At 46.7% G+C, this 14,908-nt stretch carries 14 protein-coding genes; all 14 read right to left on the bottom strand.

Translation table 11 applies throughout. The features are described 5' to 3' along the window. Positions 1-27 precede the first annotated feature (27 nt). Positions 28-1,020 (bottom strand): flotillin-like protein FloA, encoded by a 993-nt coding sequence (floA, locus tag BLQ44_RS00635; RefSeq protein WP_093190785.1) that lies wholly within the window; start codon positions 1,018-1,020, stop codon positions 28-30. Beyond that, on the bottom strand, positions 1,017-2,351 hold the full coding sequence (locus BLQ44_RS00630) for an NfeD family protein (RefSeq protein ID WP_093190782.1): 1,335 nt from the start codon (positions 2,349-2,351) through the stop codon (positions 1,017-1,019). Before BLQ44_RS00630 ends, floA begins: the two co-directional genes overlap by 4 nt. A gap of 108 nt (positions 2,352-2,459) precedes the next feature. Further along, the gene (locus BLQ44_RS00625; RefSeq protein WP_093190780.1) at positions 2,460-2,906 is read right to left on the bottom strand and encodes a GatB/YqeY domain-containing protein; all 447 of its coding nucleotides are present in this window, start codon (positions 2,904-2,906) and stop codon (positions 2,460-2,462) included. A 29-nt stretch (positions 2,907-2,935) separates the two neighbouring features. After that, complete coding sequence (gene rpsU / locus BLQ44_RS00620; protein ID WP_093190777.1) at positions 2,936-3,109, bottom strand: 30S ribosomal protein S21; 174 nt, start codon at positions 3,107-3,109, stop codon at positions 2,936-2,938. Positions 3,110-3,217: 108 nt separating this feature from the next. Further along, positions 3,218-3,886, bottom strand: a complete 669-nt coding sequence (deoC, locus tag BLQ44_RS00615) for a deoxyribose-phosphate aldolase (RefSeq protein WP_093191987.1) — start codon at positions 3,884-3,886, stop codon at positions 3,218-3,220. Between the two features lie 77 nt (positions 3,887-3,963). Further along, positions 3,964-4,707 (bottom strand): 16S rRNA (uracil(1498)-N(3))-methyltransferase, encoded by a 744-nt coding sequence (locus tag BLQ44_RS00610; protein WP_093190775.1) that lies wholly within the window; start codon positions 4,705-4,707, stop codon positions 3,964-3,966. A 12-nt stretch (positions 4,708-4,719) separates the two neighbouring features. Further along, complete coding sequence (prmA, locus tag BLQ44_RS00605) at positions 4,720-5,658, bottom strand: 50S ribosomal protein L11 methyltransferase (RefSeq protein WP_093190772.1); 939 nt, start codon at positions 5,656-5,658, stop codon at positions 4,720-4,722. A gap of 104 nt (positions 5,659-5,762) precedes the next feature. Continuing rightward, positions 5,763-6,881, bottom strand: coding sequence for a molecular chaperone DnaJ (gene dnaJ / locus BLQ44_RS00600; protein WP_093190770.1), 1,119 nt, complete (start codon positions 6,879-6,881; stop codon positions 5,763-5,765). A 185-nt stretch (positions 6,882-7,066) separates the two neighbouring features. After that, the gene (gene dnaK, locus BLQ44_RS00595; RefSeq protein WP_093190767.1) at positions 7,067-8,890 is read right to left on the bottom strand and encodes a molecular chaperone DnaK; all 1,824 of its coding nucleotides are present in this window, start codon (positions 8,888-8,890) and stop codon (positions 7,067-7,069) included. A 27-nt stretch (positions 8,891-8,917) separates the two neighbouring features. Continuing rightward, positions 8,918-9,457: a nucleotide exchange factor GrpE gene (grpE, locus tag BLQ44_RS00590; RefSeq protein WP_093190765.1), complete on the bottom strand. Its 540-nt coding sequence runs from the start codon at positions 9,455-9,457 to the stop codon at positions 8,918-8,920. Between the two features lie 98 nt (positions 9,458-9,555). Then, a complete protein-coding gene (gene hrcA, locus BLQ44_RS00585) occupies positions 9,556-10,578 on the bottom strand; it encodes a heat-inducible transcriptional repressor HrcA (protein WP_093190762.1) in 1,023 nt (340 codons plus the stop codon). Positions 10,579-10,678: 100 nt separating this feature from the next. Next, a complete protein-coding gene (gene hemW / locus BLQ44_RS00580; protein ID WP_093190759.1) occupies positions 10,679-11,818 on the bottom strand; it encodes a radical SAM family heme chaperone HemW in 1,140 nt (379 codons plus the stop codon). A gap of 57 nt (positions 11,819-11,875) precedes the next feature. Then, entirely contained in the window at positions 11,876-13,690 is a 1,815-nt protein-coding gene (gene lepA / locus BLQ44_RS00575; protein ID WP_093190757.1) for a translation elongation factor 4, read from the bottom strand. Between the two features lie 95 nt (positions 13,691-13,785). Next, on the bottom strand, positions 13,786-14,871 hold the full coding sequence (spoIIP, locus tag BLQ44_RS00570; protein ID WP_093190754.1) for a stage II sporulation protein P: 1,086 nt from the start codon (positions 14,869-14,871) through the stop codon (positions 13,786-13,788). Positions 14,872-14,908: the final 37 nt, after the last annotated feature.

Here is a 14,908-nt window from a genome sequence, read left to right as displayed (position 1 = left end):
ATCGCCCCTTTCTAAGAGAGAGGAGGTCTATTTCTCGTTCTCTTCCTCATCTGCATCTCCCGTAGTGCCTAACGTTTTTCTCATATCGGTATCGGCATCGATGTTCTGATAATTCATGTAGTCCATAACACCCATTTTTCCGGAGCGAAGAGCTTCCGCGAGAGCTTGAGGAACTTCGGCTTCCGCTTCGACAACTTTCGCCTGCATTTCCTGAACGCGTGCGCGCATTTCCTGCTCTTGGGCAATGGCCATCGCTCTTCGTTCTTCCGCTTTTGCCTGTGCGATGTTCTTGTCGGCTTCTGCCTGATCTGTCTGCAGGATAGCGCCGATGTTTTTGCCGATGTCGATGTCTGCAATATCGATGGACAGAATCTCGAAAGCGGTACCTGCATCCAATCCTTTACCAAGGACGTTTTTCGAAATAAGATCGGGATTCTCAAGCACTTTGTTGTGATTCTCGCTCGAACCGATCGTAGACACGATTCCTTCGCCTACACGGGCGATGATCGTATCTTCTCCCGCACCACCTACAAGGCGATCGATGTTTGCACGGACCGTGATTCTTGCTTTCGCTTTCACTTCGATACCATCCATAGCCACACCTGCGATAAATGGTGTTTCAATGACTTTAGGGTTAACACTCATCTGTACAGCTTCGAGTACGTCACGCCCGGCAAGATCGATCGCTGCGCACCGTTCGAAACTGAGTTCGATATTCGCCCGGTGTGCCGCAATCAAAGCGTTGACCACCCTGTCGACGTTCCCTCCTGCGAGGTAGTGGCTCTCCAACTGATTCGTGTTGATTGTAAGTCCAGCCTTGTGTGCCTTGATCAGTGGATTAATGACACGAGACGGAATGACTCTTCGTAACCTCATACCTACAAGCGTGAAAATGCTGATCTTGACACCCGCTGCCAATGCACTGATCCAAAGCATCACCGGGATGAAGGTGAACAGCACTGCGAGTGCAATGATAATGATACCGACAATGATGAGCGGCATTAGTTCCTGTAATGTCATACTTCTTCCTCCTCTTGGTTTTCAACTTTACGTACTACAATTCTTGACCCTTCCACTTTCACGACTTTCACAGGTTCATTCACCTGTATAAAACTTCCTTCAGTGACTACATCCAGTTTTTCCTCACCGAATATTCCACTGCCTGACGGACGAAGTGGCGTAATACTCTTTCCTTCTTGCCCTATAAGGTCAAGGCGTGACTTGGAGGAAACATACCCTTCCGAAGTATTCGTCGAATCACTGAGAATGATCTTTTTGAAGAATCCATTTTGAAATCCGACAAATTTGAAAAGGAGCACAGAGGCTACAATCGTAACGAGAAGAGCAATACCGATACTGAAAGCCATGTAGCCCACATCCTGCCCGGACATCAGAAGAGATGCCACAATGGCGACTGCACCTGCTATACCGGCGATTCCTCCCGGCAGGAAGAACTCGGCGATAATCAGCCCCACTCCTACAACGAGAAGGATAATCGCTTCGAAGCCTGCCAATCCGGCAATAACATGACCATAAAAGAATAACAGCAAGGAAACGATCCCCGTCAGACCGGGCAATCCGAACCCTGGCGTATACAATTCCGCCACAAGACCAAGGCTCGCCAGTGATAGCAGAATCGGAACGACTGCAGGGTTTGTAAGGAATCTGGCAAGGTTTTCCGTGAATGTCGGATCGACTCTTTTAATCGCCGACGTGTCGAATCCCAGCTCCTCGACAACAGCTTCTGTGTTTTCCAATGTTCCGTCCGAATAACCGACTTCTTCCGCCTCCTGAGGGGTGAGCGTCAGAAACTCACCTTCAGGGGCCCCGAATTCAGGTAAGTCGACACTGCTATCAGCCATAGCTCTGGCATACAAAGGGTCTCTTCCATTATTCTCGGCGGCTGCTGTCATGGCTGAAATCCAGGCCGACTGCGCTTTCTTGTCAGCTGCCGTACCATCCGAGTTTATGACTCCGGAAGCTCCCATAGTAGCCTGGGACTTCATGTAGATCTTATCCATATTCAGAGCAATGTAAGACCCGGCAGAGTATGCGCGACTCGTAACGTAAGCAGCTGTAGGAATATCTGTATTGGTCAAGTATTCCCCTATCTCGTTTGCAGCATCCACACGACCTCCCGGGGTATCGATTTCGAAAATCAGCTGAGAGGCACCCGCCTCTTCCGCCTCCGTGATCGCTCTATCTATAAAGGAAGACATCCCTCTCTCCACCGTCTCTTCAACCGGGACGACATATACTTCCCCTGCCGCTTCACTCGTAGAAGGTAGTAATGATAATAATAAACACAGAAATGGAAGAACCATCATCACCCGTTTCCATTTCTTCGTCATCTTCTCCCTCCTTCCCTTTTCACCTGCTTGTATTACGTATGTACAAAAGAAAACGTTTCAATAATTTTATAAAAAAAGACCCCTCAGACAAAGAGAGGCCTTTTTCGTTTATGATAATTGCTTCATAACTTCTTTATTGACTGCGGAACCATCTGCTTGGCCTTTTACTTTAGGCATAACAGCAGACATCACTTTCCCCATGTCACTCTTACCGGAAGCACCGACTTCGCTGATAGTTTCAGAGACGATTGCCTCCAACTCCTGGTCAGTCAACTGCTTTGGCAAATAGTCATTTAGAATAGTAATTTCTTCTTGAAGATCACTTACAAGGTCATCCCGACCAGCTTGTTTAAATTCTTGGAGGGAATCTTTCCTTTGTTTTACCTCACGTGATAAAACTGTCAGTTCTTCTTCTTCAGTTAACTCATTCTTACCGAGTTTGATCGCTTCATTCTGCATGGATGAACGTACCATGCGAATGACACCAAGTCTTTTTTTATCCTTGGCTTTCATAGCGACTTTCATGTCCTCTGTAAGACGTTCAGAAATAGTCATCTTATCTCTACACCCTCTTCACAGAACACTTACTTGCGCTTTCTGGCTGCCTCGGATTTTTTCTTACGACGAACGCTTGGCTTATCGTAAAATTCACGTTTACGAGCTTCAGCTAGAGTACCGCTTTTGGATACGTCTTTCTTGAAACGACGCAGTGCGTCCTCCAAGGATTCGTTCTTACGTACGCGAGTGGTCTTAGACATACTACTTCCCTCCCTCCGAAACAAACAAAACTAGATCCAGATATGGGACAAGTCCATATCCTTGACAATTATATTACACTAAAACAAACAGGTCAACAAGTTCCTCGCTTAATAATCAGAAGAACCTTGCTTCCCTTGAATGATGGCAATGCCGGAACTTGCGCCGATTCTTGTCGCCCCGGCATCCATCATCGCCTTGGCACCCTCATAATCACGTACCCCGCCGGAAGCTTTCACGCCCATCTCCGGTCCGACAGTTTCACGCATCAAAGAGATATCTTCGACGGTAGCACCTCCGCCGGAGAATCCGGTAGATGTCTTCACGAAATCCGCACCGGCTTTTTTAGCCAATTCACATGCTTTCACTTTTTCATCCTTTTCGAGAAGGGACGTTTCGATAATCACTTTCACAGCGGCTTTCTCTTCAGCAGCTTGGACAACAGCCTTGATATCTTCTTCGACGACACTGTGGTTTCCGCTCTTCAATTCACCGATATTGATCACCATATCGACTTCTTCGGCTCCGTTGTCGATCGCTTGCTTCGTTTCATAAACCTTTACGTCTGTAGCTGTAGCTCCCAGAGGAAAACCGATTACAGTACATACCATCACATCTGTGTCTTTCAGCAGTTCATTGCAATAAGATACCCAATGAGGATTTACGCACACGGAAGCAAATCCATGCTCTTTCGCTTCTTCACAAACGGTCGTAATCTTATCTTTCGTCGTCTCCGGTTTCAATTGCGTATGGTCGATCATTTTTGCTGATACAGTCATCATTCATCTCCCTTTCCTACTTGTTCGTACATCTATCTCTATCATAAAGGTTATTCCATAAAAAGAAAAGCGTTTTCTTATTCTTCCCATTCATAAGATAAAGCAGACAGAAAATACAAAGGAGCTGTCTCCATACGCAAAATACGTTTTCCGAGTCTCACTGAAGTGAAGCCCGACTGATAGAGTTCGTCTGCCTCTTCAGGGGAAAAGCCTCCCTCCGGGCCGATGATTACACACACTTCTGTTCCTGGCGTCATCTCTTTGATATGTTCGGAAAGTTTTCGGTTCGCCCCATTTCGCACTTCATTCTCATAAGCAAATACACGGAAGTCGTAGTCCTTCGTTTCTTCAATCACCTCTTGCAGGGAAAGTACGCGATGAACGTGAGGGACCTTCACCCTTTCGGACTGCTCCGCAGCTTCTTTGGCTATTTTTTCGAATCTGGCAACCTTTTTGTCCTGCTTTTTATGATCCCATTTCGCTACCGAACGGGTGGCTTGAAATGGAATGATCCGGGAAACCCCGAGTTCTGTGGCTTTTTGGATAACCCATTCCACCTTATCCGCTTTACCGATAGCCTGCACGACTGTCACTTGTTGGGGAAGCTCTTTGTTATCGGTAATTTCCTCCCGGACAACACAGATGATACTTTCCCCTACAGATTCGATTGATACCTTATAAGCTTTTCCCTCGGGATGTACGGCTATCAAAGAATCCCCTTCTGTCATTCTCATCACTTTTTTTATATGATGAGCATCTTCTTCTGTTATGGTTACCTTGTTCTCCTGCCAGTGGGATTCCTGAACGAAATATCTCTGCATATGGCTCAGCTCCTATTCCGGACGTCTCGCTGTGAAGGAGATCCAATCTTCCATTTTGTTCGTTTCGATTATTTCGAATCCCGCTTCGAGTAAACTTTCCCGAACGAGTTCTTTTTTTCCTTCGATGATACCGGAAGTGATAAAGTATCCTCCAGGTTTCAACAACGAAAAGGCATCTTCCGGGAATTTGACGATGATCTCCGCTAAAATATTCGCTACGATCACATCAGATTCATGGGTTACTCCCTTTAATAGATCGTTCTGTTTGGCTTCGACTCTGTCTTCCACTTTGTTCAATGCTGCATTATTCTTCGCGCTTACTACAGCGACGTCATCGAGATCATAGGCATATGCCTGCTTAGCCCCCAGAAGAATGGAACCTACACTCAATATGCCGGAACCTGTCCCTACATCAAGTACGACATCACCGTCACGGACAAATCGTTCGAGCGCCTGGATACTGAGGACGGTAGTAGGATGTGTTCCTGTACCGAATGCCATCCCCGGGTCCATTTCAATAATGATCTCATCCGTGGATACAGGTTGATAGTCTTCCCACGTCGGGGCTATCGTCACCTTCTCGGAAATCTTCACGGGCTTATAATATTTCTTCCACGCCGTTGCCCAGTCTTCTTCATGGATTTCAGAAAGCGTTACGTCGTTCTTGCCGATATCGATCCCGTATTGGACAAGGGAGGAGATAGACCCCTTGATCTCTTCCACCGTTTCACTGAGAAAACTGTTTTGAGGTAAGTACGCTTTCACGATGACGCCTTCATCCGGATAGTTCGAAGGGTCCAGGTCGTAAATTTCGCCGAATCTCGCTTCCATCCGTTCCAGATCAGACGGATCTTCGATGACGACACCACTCGCCCCGGATTCGTGCAGTATGTTCGAGATCGGTTCGATCGCTTCATTCGTCGTGTGTACACTGATTTCAGACCATTTCATGACAATTCACTCACTTTTTTATTTTGATAAAAATAAAATGCTCCGTGTAAACGAAAAGAGCATATACTCTCTCCATTCTACACCGAGCATTCCATTATGCAAATCTATTCCCCTTTGAAAGCGCGCTTCATGCGTTCAAAAAATCCGCCGTGCTGTTCTTCAGCCGATTCATGTCCGCTGATTTCATTGAACTCTCTCAGAAGTTCTTTCTGGCGGTCGGTAAGGTTCTTCGGAGTTACGACGCGGATCTTCACGTGCTGGTCTCCGTGACCGCGACCGTGAACATTCGGTACTCCTTTATCTTTCAGACGGAACGTCTTACCGGTCTGAGTACCAGCAGGTATTTTCAGTTTCACTTTGCCATGAAGGGTAGGCACTTCGATTTCATCTCCGAGTGCTGCCTGTGCGAAAGTGAGAGGTACTTCACAGAAGATATGATCGCCTTCGCGTTCATAGAATTCGTGTCGTTTCACCTGAATGACAACGTACAGATCCCCTGCAGGACCCCCGTTCACTCCCGCTTCCCCTTTTCCAGGGATACGGATCTGCTGACCTTCGTCGATACCGGCCGGAATGTCCACATGGATCGTCTTGGTCTTCGTTACTCGGCCATTACCGCCACACGTATCACATTTGTCTTTGATGATCTTCCCGGAACCTTGACAGTGGTGGCAGACACGTCTGTTAACGACTCTGCCGAACGGTGTATTCTGTTCCTGGTTGATCTGCCCAGCACCCTGACAGTGCGGACAAGTTTCAGGGGATGTGCCTGGTTTCGCACCGGAACCGTCACACGTCTCACATTCTTCTTCCTGTGGTATTTCGATATCCGTACTCTTACCGAAGACAGCTTCTTCGAAATCGAGCACCATCGAATACTGAAGGTCGTTCCCGCGCCTAGGTGCATTCGGGTCTCTGCGACGGCCACCGCCACCGAAGAACATATCGAAAATATCACTGAAGCCACCGAAGTCTTCGGCTCCACCGAAACCGCCACCCATATTAGGGCCATCATGGCCGAACTGGTCGTACTGGGCACGCTTCTGGTCATCACTCAGCGTTTCATATGCTTCTTTGACTTCTTTGAATTTCTCCTGCGCATTCTCTTCTTCACTTACGTCAGGGTGATATTGCCTGGCAAGTTTACGATAAGCTTTCTTGATATCCTGTTTCGAGGCGTCCTGAGATAACCCCAGCACCTCATAGTAATCTCGTTTACTCAAAAATCATCACTCTCCCGGTCACTGTTACCTTTCCCATTATGGCATGTACCCTTTATCGGTTCAACATCAGGTACCCGAAAGAAAACCCGCACCCTGTGCGAGCCATCTTCTCCAAAAGTGCAACAGATGATCTTGTTGAAAAAGCCAAAGTCAAGAAAGTCTTGACTTTGACTTTTTGGTAAGGTTTATTTGTTCTCGTTGTCGTCTTCGTTCACTTCTTCATAATCGGCATCAACGACATCGTCCTGGCCTTCTTCTCCTTCAGCCTGTTGCTGCTGGGCAGCCTGCTCATACATTTTCACAGAAAGGGCCTGAACCTGTTCCTGAAGAGCGTCGCGTTTCGCTTTGATGTCTTCGAGATCTTCGCCTTCAAGGGCTGTCTGAAGCTCACTCTTAGCATCCTCCGCTTTTTGCTTCTCTTCTTCTGTCACCTGTTCACCAAGGTCTTTGATCGTTTTATCCGTTGTGAAGATCAGCTGATCCGCTTCGTTGCGAAGCTCGATTTCTTCACGCTTCTGCTTATCCGCTTCTGCGTTTTCTTCAGCTTCGTTCACCATACGCTCTACTTCATCATCGGAAAGACCGGAAGAAGATTTGATTGTGATCGATTGTTCTTTGTTTGTTCCGAGATCTTTCGCACGTACGTTCACGATACCGTTCGCATCGATATCGAAGGAAACTTCGATTTGCGGTACCCCGCGTGGTGCAGGTGGAATATCAGTTAATTGGAAACGACCAAGCGTTTTGTTGTCCTGAGCCATTTCACGTTCCCCTTGCAGGACATGGATATCAACGGCTGTTTGGTTATCAGCTGCAGTCGAGAATGTCTGGGAATGACTTGTAGGAATCGTCGTGTTTCTTTCAATAAGCTTCGTCGTTACTCCGCCCATCGTTTCGATACCTAGAGACAATGGAGTCACATCAAGAAGAACGACATCTTTTACGTCCCCTTGCAGGACACCACCTTGAATAGCTGCACCGAGTGCTACTACTTCATCAGGGTTTACGCCTTTGGACGGCTCTTTGCCGACGACTTTCTGAATGGCATCCTGAACCGCAGGAATACGAGTAGACCCACCGACAAGAAGGACGCGGTCGATGTCAGATGCACTCATGTCCGCATCTTTCAGTGCCTGGCGTGTCGGCTTCATCGTACGTTCGATGAGGTCAGAAGCAAGCTCTTCGAATTTCGCACGAGTGATCGTCATCTCAAGGTGAAGCGGTCCTGCTTCTCCTGCTGTGATGAATGGCAAGGAAACTTGCGTCTGAGCTACGCCGGAAAGGTCTTTCTTCGCTTTCTCAGCAGCGTCTTTCAGGCGCTGTTTCGCCATTTTATCCTGGGATAGGTCGATTCCGTTCTCTTTCTTGAACTCTTTGACCATGTGATCCATGAGTAGTTCATCGAAATCGTCACCACCGAGACGGTTATCCCCTGCTGTAGAAACAACTTCGAATGTACCGTCACCGATATCGAGGATGGAAACGTCGAATGTACCTCCACCAAGGTCATAAACAAGGATTGTCTGATCCTGGTCTTCTTTATCGATACCATAAGCAAGCGCTGCTGCTGTAGGCTCGTTGATGATACGCTCTACTTCAAGCCCGGCGATTTTACCGGCATCTTTCGTAGCTTGACGCTCAGAGTCGTTGAAGTAGGCAGGTACGGTAATGACCGCTTTTTCGACTTTCTCCCCGAGATAGTCTTCTGCGTAATCTTTCAGATACTGAAGAATGATTGCAGAGATTTCCTGCGGTGTGTATTCTTTTCCTTCGATTTCCACTTTGTAGTCCGTACCCATATGACGTTTGATGGACTGGACCGTGTTAGGGTTCGTGATTGCCTGACGCTTGGCGACTTCCCCTACCTGGCGTTCTCCATTTTTGAATGCTACGACGGATGGAGCCGTACGGTTACCTTCCGGGTTAGGGATGACTTTGGACTCCCCACCTTCCATTACTGCTACACAAGAGTTCGTTGTACCTAAATCGATTCCAATGATCTTACTCATCGTGACATCCTCCTTCAATCCATTAACTTATTGATTTACTTTAACCATAGCAGGACGAATTACGCGGTCATGCAACTTGTATCCTGTCTGGAGTACTTCCGTGACCGTATTCGATTCAACCCCTTCTTCCTCGACTTGCATCATAGCCTGATGCACATGAGGATCGAAAGGTTCCCCTTTGGCACTTATTTCTTCCACACCCTCTTTTTCAAGGGCGCTCCACAATTGGTTATATACCATTTTAATCCCATCGACAAACCCTTGAGCGGATTCTTCCTTCACTTCTGTCTGAAGCGCACGCTCAAAATTGTCGAGAACAGGGATCAATTCTTCTGCAAGAGACTGGGATTTATACTTTCTATCCGTCTCTTTCTCTTTTTGAACTCTGCGGCGGAAATTCTCAAAATCCGCTTGAAGTCTTAGCAACTTCTCTTTCACTTCATCTCTTTCCTGCTCGACTTTTTCGAGTTCTGTCAGTTCTTGTTCTTCAGACACATTCTCTTCATCAGAAGTCTGTTCTTGCTCTTCTTCGATGATTGTGTCTGTATCTTTTTCTTCATCTGCCATGAAGTCCACCTCCTGAGGCTCTTAATCACCGTTACTGAATATAACATATATAGGGAAAAGCACAAAAGAAAGCGGATGGCAGTTGTGCTGCCGGCCGCTCAGTACCATTCTTTGAACGTCTTTGTCATGTGCTTCGACAATTCTTCAACAAGAGCGACGACACGATTGTATTCCATGCGTGTCGGCCCCAGAAGTGCAACAGTACCGACTTGCTGATTTCCCAAGTAATAATTCGCGGTGATGATACTGCAATTTTGCAGGGCATTGAAAGGATTCTCATGACCGATCATCGTCTGAATCCCCCGGTCGTTCGTTTTCAACAGCTTAGCTATATCCCTCTCGTCCTCGATCATGGACATGATCGATCTGATTTTATCGATGTCTCTGAACTCCGGTTGCATCAGCATGTTCGTCTTTCCACCTACATATAGCTTCGCAGGTCTGTCATTGACGAGAGCCGAACGCAGATATTTGATAGCATCATTGTAGTGCTCTGCGTGTTCACGAAGTAAGGAGAAGATCTCTTCATTCAGCCGGTTCGGCAATTCAATCAGAGCGATCCCCTGGAGACGATCATTCAGGATATTCACCATCTTCTCGAGATCTGAAGGCTTGATTTCCACCGGTACGCTGAACACCCGGTGTTCCACATGCCCGGTATTCGTCACGAGAACAGCAACAGCTGCTTCCTCAGTGAGAGGAGTGATCTGAAGCTGTTTCAACTTGTTTTCGAAAACCTCAGGTCCGAGAATGATCGACGTATAGCTCGTAAGCTCAGACAATATTCCCGCTGACTTTTCAACGACCTGTTCGAATTCAAGCACACGCTTGCCGAAAGTTTCTTCGAAAATCGTTTTCTCCTTACTGCTTAACTCTGAAGGAGATAACAAATGATCGACATAAAAACGATACCCTTTCTCCGACGGCACTCGCCCGGAAGAGGAATGGGTCTTCTCCAAAAACCCCATATCTTCAAGGTCCGCCATTTCATTCCTTATCGTTGCCGGGCTGAAATCGACCGACTCCTTTTTGGAAATATAGCGGGACCCTACAGGTTGGGCCGTCAGAATGAAATCATCAATAATCACTTTAAGTATCTGCAGTTGACGATTCGTTAGCATCGATGATCACCTCTGTTAGCACTCATATCCTCCGAGTGCTAAATCTATAATAAAATTATCAAAAGGTCTGGACGATGTCAACGAATAAACAGCGAAAAATTCAGGAGTCGAGAAGAAAGGAAGAGAATACATCGTTACCGAATAATTTCCCTTTTTCTGTAAGGCGGATATAACCGTTCTCATCAGACAGAAGTCCTTTTTCGGCTAACTCGGCAACAGCACCATCAAACACTTCATCGACGACACGGTCGTACTTCTCCAGGAAACGACGCTTCGATACGCCTTCCATCTTTCTCAAACCGAGGAACATCTCCTCTTCCATCATTTCTTTTACTTCCACTGGTTCTTCATGCAAAACCGGCTTACCGTCTTCGTTCGCTTTCTTTAAATAAGCAGGGAGCGGCCTGATATTAATCGTTCTTTTCCCGGGAAGGTATCCATGTGCTCCGGCACCGATTCCATAGTAATAAGCGTTATCCCAATAAGTCAGGTTATGCTTACTTTCATAACCGGGCATCGAGAAATTACTGATTTCATAATGATAGATCCCCTGTTCCCTGAGTTTACGCTGCAACAAATGATACATCTCCACCTCTTCATCTTCAGGCGGTTTCGAAAGCTCTCCCCGCTTATACCTTTGATGGAACACGGTCTTCGGTTCTATTTGAAGAGAATAAGAGGAATAGTGGGGAAGCTCAAGACTGAGCGCCTTATCGACTGATTCTTCAAAAAGTTCAACAGACTGGTTAGGCAGTCCATACATAAGATCGATGCTTATATTGGTGATCCCTGCCCGTCGCAATCGTTCAATGTTGATGTAAACATCGTCTTCTCGGTGAACTCGTCCGATGTCCTCAAGAAGCTGATTATCGAATGTCTGAACCCCGAGAGAAATACGGTCGACGCCGTATTCGGCTAACAGGTCCGCTTTTTCCTGATCCAGGTCCCCGGGATTCGCTTCGAATGTATACTCTTCACATACAGAGACATCGAAATAGGTATCGATCATTTCGAGTAGACGCTGCAACTGATGGGTCTGAAGAACGGTAGGAGTTCCACCGCCTACATATATCGTTTTCATTTTCTGTTTTTCCCCTGGTACATATCCCTTCATTTCTTTTTCGAGCGCTTCGAGGTAATCGTCAGCGGCTTTATCATCATAGAAGAATTTCACGAAATCGCAGTAGTGACAAATCTGCTGACAGAACGGAATATGAATATAAGCTGAAGCTATTTGCATTTTTCATTGAACCTCCATGAAGAAAACCGCAAGTCCATTGCTTGCGGTTTTCCGTTATTAATCATCATTAATTTCAAGAACAGACATGAACGCTTCCTGCGGGACTTCGACCGACCCGACCATCTTCATGCGTTTTTTACCCTCTTTCTGTTTCTCGAGAAGTTTCCTCTTCCGTGAGACGTCACCGCCGTAACACTTCGAAAGGACGTTTTTCTTCATCGCTTTGATCGTAGATCTCGCTACGATCTTATTTCCGATAGCCGCCTGGACAGGCACTTCGAACTGCTGTCTCGGGATGAGATCTTTCAACTTATCCGTTATCTGCTTTCCTCGCTCATAAGCGAAATCACGGTGGACGATAAAGGAAAGAGCATCGATCGTATCGCCGTTCAGCAGGATATCCATCTTCACAAGATTAGACGTACGGTTACCGATGAATTCATAATCAAAAGAAGCATATCCTTTCGTCTGGGACTTCAAGGTATCGAAGAAATCGTATACGATTTCCGATAAAGGAATGTCATAAACGATATTTACGCGGTTGTCGTCGAGGTACTGCATATCCACGAAATTTCCGCGCTTCTTCTGACAAAGCTCCATAACAGGACCTACGTAATCGTTAGGCACCATGACCGTGGCTTTCACATATGGCTCCTGTACTTCTTCAAGCTTCTGGTTATCCGGCATCATAGAAGGGTTGTCCACCTGGATTTCCGAGCCGTCGGTAAGTTTCACGTTATAAATAACGCTCGGAGCTGTAGTGATCAGATCAATACCGAATTCCCTCTCGATACGTTCCTGGATGATTTCCATGTGAAGCATTCCGAGAAATCCGGTACGGAAACCGAACCCGAGAGCCTGAGATGTCTCGGCCTCGAACTGAAGCGAGGAATCGTTCAACTGCAGGCGCTCAAGCGCATCTCTCAAGTCATTATAGTTATTGGAATCCACCGGGAACATCCCGCAGAAAACCATCGGGTTCATCCGCTTGTAACCCGGCAGCGGTTCCGCTGCAGGATTGTTTGCCAGGGTGATCGTATCTCCGACCTGAGAGTCGCCGATGTTCTTGATGGAAGCGGTGAGATAACCGACATCCCCTACGACAAGTTCCTTCATCGGCGTAGGCTCCGGTCTGAATACTCCGATTTCATTGACCTCGAATTCTTTTCCTTTGGCCATCATGCGGATTTTATCTCCGACTTTGATCGATCCTTCCCGTACACAAGTGTAAGCAATGACACCTTTGTAGGAATCATAAAGGGAATCGAAAATAAGCGCCTTCGTAGGGTTATCTTTTTCGCCGGCAGGAGCAGGAATATCCGTCACAATACGCTCCAGGATTTCATCGATACCCTTACCGTCTTTGGCAGAAGCGAGAATCGCTTCTGACGCATCGATGCCGATGACATCCTCGATTTCCTGTTTGATTCTATCAGGGTCAGCACCAGGCAAATCGATCTTGTTGATGACAGGGATGATCTCGAGATCGTTCTCAAGAGCAAGGTAGACGTTCGCAAGTGTCTGAGCTTCGATCCCCTGGACAGCATCTACGACAAGGATGGCACCTTCACACGCCGCCAGACTACGGGAGACTTCGTATGTAAAGTCGACGTGTCCCGGAGTATCGATCAGATGGAATAGATAATCTTCCTTCGACTCTGATGTATAGTTCAGCTGAACAGCATTGAGTTTGATGGTGATCCCGCGTTCTCTTTCCAAATCCATCGCATCAAGAAACTGTTCTTTCATTTCTCTTTGAGTAAGGGCCTTCGTCTTCTCGAGAATACGATCGGCCAATGTTGATTTTCCATGATCGATGTGAGCAATGATGGAGAAATTGCGCACATTTTCTTTTTTAATCTGCGTTGTCAAATATATCACTCCTAGTAAAATCGCACCTATAACTAGATTGATTATAGCAACCAGCAGGAAATTATTCAATCACCTCCCTGCCGGTCAGCTATAATTCATTCCGCGGTCATATATTCATTCAACACATCCGCAAACATATCAGCGGTCCTGTACAGTTCTTCAAACGTATTCTCTTTCCCTCCGAATTCTACGACAAGAGCGTTCGGATGAAGATCCTGGTTATAAATGCCGTTGACCCCTGCCCCCTGTTTCGTAATGACACCCCTACTCAGACCGGGGTATTTCTGTTCGAGAAGCTTGTGTAAGTCCGTCGCCAGTTTGAGGTTCTTTTCGTATCCGGAGTGTTCAGCCCCTACGACGAACATCGTGCGTGCCGCTTTTTTGCCCTGAATGGTTGTTGTCGTTGTTTTCTTCCCTAGGCTATCCCTGTGAATATCCAATAGGTAGTCGATCGATTCGTTTTGAGCCAGCGTCTCTTCCACCATACCTCTCGTAGCATCATAGGATTGATAATGTTTCCAGCCTTTGTCCTTCAATACTGCCGTTACGTCCATCGTATTGACTTTCGAGCTGATCCCGCGGCCCTGAAGTTCATTTCCGAGTCTCTTCCCGACAAGCGTTATATTCGTATCCGGATGATAGGCACTTGAACCGGAAGCCAGATGCGGCAGGAAAGATTCCGTATTATGAGAATGGTAAATGAATACTTCCGGGTTCCCGGAATCAAACGGTGAAGGTTCTGCAATGTCATCACTGCCCTCGTTCTCTTCGTCTGAGACATCAAGCGGAGGTTCCGATTCTACCGGTAAGTTCGTATAATCCGTCCCCTCTCCAGCGATGATAATGCGATCATGATAATAGTTGAGCCCGGGGATGGACGTTCCGAATAACGTTCTGGCATCATCAATCCGTATATCCATCATCGATTCGAACACGGCCCTAGCCATCGAAGAGCGCTCGGGCCCGGCTTCTCCAAATAGAACGTTTTCCCGCTTCAAAAAATAAAGGAAGGACTCCCCTTCCATTTTTGATGTGATCTGCTGAACGGTATCTGAATATACCCGATACGTAGACTTCACCCCGGTCAATAAAGCGACACTAAGGATGAGAATGGCGATGAATAAAGGAACAAGCATAGATAATTGCCATTTGTCTTTTCTATAAAAAAAACGCTTCCCCATCAGCACAGTCCTTTCTTCGTTTATATCACAACTGTAT

Source organism: Salimicrobium halophilum (assembly GCF_900100295.1).
GTDB lineage: Bacteria > Bacillota > Bacilli > Bacillales > Halobacillaceae > Salimicrobium > Salimicrobium halophilum.
This window is presented reverse-complemented; position numbering and strand designations above follow the sequence as displayed.

Excerpts from the sequence above, each read along its gene's own strand:
- floA (WP_093190785.1), bottom strand. The coding sequence starts at position 1,020 with ATGACATTACAGGAACTAATGCCGCTCATCATTGTCGGTATCATTATC.
- BLQ44_RS00630 (WP_093190782.1), bottom strand. The coding sequence starts at position 2,351 with ATGACGAAGAAATGGAAACGGGTGATGATGGTTCTTCCATTTCTGTGT.
- BLQ44_RS00625 (WP_093190780.1), bottom strand. The coding sequence starts at position 2,906 with ATGACTATTTCTGAACGTCTTACAGAGGACATGAAAGTCGCTATGAAA.
- rpsU (WP_093190777.1), bottom strand. The coding sequence starts at position 3,109 with ATGTCTAAGACCACTCGCGTACGTAAGAACGAATCCTTGGAGGACGCA.
- deoC (WP_093191987.1), bottom strand. The coding sequence starts at position 3,886 with ATGACTGTATCAGCAAAAATGATCGACCATACGCAATTGAAACCGGAG.
- BLQ44_RS00610 (WP_093190775.1), bottom strand. The coding sequence starts at position 4,707 with ATGCAGAGATATTTCGTTCAGGAATCCCACTGGCAGGAGAACAAGGTA.
- prmA (WP_093190772.1), bottom strand. The coding sequence starts at position 5,658 with ATGAAATGGTCTGAAATCAGTGTACACACGACGAATGAAGCGATCGAA.
- dnaK (WP_093190767.1), bottom strand. The coding sequence starts at position 8,890 with ATGAGTAAGATCATTGGAATCGATTTAGGTACAACGAACTCTTGTGTA.
- grpE (WP_093190765.1), bottom strand. The coding sequence starts at position 9,457 with ATGGCAGATGAAGAAAAAGATACAGACACAATCATCGAAGAAGAGCAA.
- hrcA (WP_093190762.1), bottom strand. The coding sequence starts at position 10,578 with ATGCTAACGAATCGTCAACTGCAGATACTTAAAGTGATTATTGATGAT.
- hemW (WP_093190759.1), bottom strand. The coding sequence starts at position 11,818 with ATGCAAATAGCTTCAGCTTATATTCATATTCCGTTCTGTCAGCAGATT.
- spoIIP (WP_093190754.1), bottom strand. The coding sequence starts at position 14,871 with ATGGGGAAGCGTTTTTTTTATAGAAAAGACAAATGGCAATTATCTATG.